This window comes from Paenibacillus sp. HB172176, from assembly GCF_011947265.1.
Taxonomy (GTDB): Bacteria; Bacillota; Bacilli; order Paenibacillales; family Paenibacillaceae; genus Pristimantibacillus.
The window spans coordinates 1-1245 of the sequence record NZ_JAATHD010000072.1; the positions used below are offsets into that span (position 1 = coordinate 1).

Annotated in this window: 1 protein-coding gene; it reads left to right on the forward strand. The window is 47.6% G+C overall.

What is annotated here, in order from left to right; genetic code table 11:
- The first annotated feature begins 40 nt into the window (after positions 1 to 40).
- Entirely contained in the window at positions 41 to 1129 is a 1089-nt protein-coding gene (gene tnpB / locus HFP08_RS28795; RefSeq protein ID WP_168124075.1) for an IS200/IS605 family element RNA-guided endonuclease TnpB, read from the forward strand.
- The last annotated feature ends 116 nt before the right edge of the window (positions 1130 to 1245 follow it).

Consider the following 1245-nt stretch of genomic DNA (forward strand, 5'->3'; position numbering starts at 1 on the left):
TAGAGGCTTTTCAATCTTGATGTAAGGTGTGATGGAAACGATGCTGCATCATAAAGCTTTCAAATATCGTATCTACCCTAATCAAGAGCAAATCGTGCAATTGCGCAAAACACTAGGGTGTAGTCGCTTTGTGTTCAATCATTTCCTGAAGAAATGGCAGGAAGAGTATCAAGCAAAGGGTAGGGGCTTATCATACCTTGCATGCGCGACTGAACTGCCTGCCATGAAGTGTGAATGGCCATGGTTGAAAGAAGTGGACAGCATCGCCTTACAATCAGCTGTGCGCAACGTAGCGGACGCCTTTCAGCGTTTCTTCACGAAACAAAATCAATATCCGCACTTCAAGAGTCGCAAGTCACCCGTGCAAAGCTATACGACTCGGTGTACGAATCACAACATTGCCATCAAGGACAATCAGATACAGCTGCCGAAATTGGGATGGATACGATTGGCCAAGTCGAGAGAAATCGAAGGCCGAATTCTATCTGCCACTGTGCGTTATACCTCAAGCGGCAAATGGTTTGTATCCGTGGTCTGTGAGGTAGACATGGAGCCGCTTCCTGAGACAGACGCCATTCTGGGTATAGATGTGGGAATAAAGCACCTTGCTGTGACTTCGGAGGGGCTTGTCTTGGATAACCCGAGATATACGCCTAGGTATCAACAAGCATTAGCAAAGTGGCAACGTATCCTGGCGAGAAGAAAGAAGGGCGGGAGCAACTGGAGGAAGGCGAAAGCGAAAGTAGCTCGTATTCACGAGAAGATTCAAAATAGCCGATTAGATGTGTTGCACAAGCAAACCACGACGTGGATCCGTGAAAACCAAACGATCTGTATCGAGGTATTGCGCATCGCAACCATGATGAAGAATCATCGTCTTGCCAAATCAATTGCAGATGCCTCTTGGGGTGAAATGAGTCGACAGCTCAACTACAAAGCAAAGTGGTATGGACGAACGATAAAGAAAGCGCCTGAATACGCGCCTACGAGTCAAACCTGCCATGTCTGCGGGAGCAAGAACGTAGAAGTGAAAGATTTAAGTGTACGAGTGTGGACGTGTGCAGCCTGCCAGACTACGCATGAGAGAGACAGGAACGCAGCCCTGAACATCATAGCTATGGCGCTATAATTGAGATAAAAGAACTGTGGGAACCACAGGGATCGCTTGGCGTACGATGTTCCTTGAAGGAATATCGCTACAACTTTGCTCCTTCAGGAGTAACAACCCAAGAATCCCCCACCTCT

Excerpts from the sequence above, each read along its gene's own strand:
- tnpB (WP_168124075.1), top strand. The coding sequence starts at position 41 with ATGCTGCATCATAAAGCTTTCAAATATCGTATCTACCCTAATCAAGAG.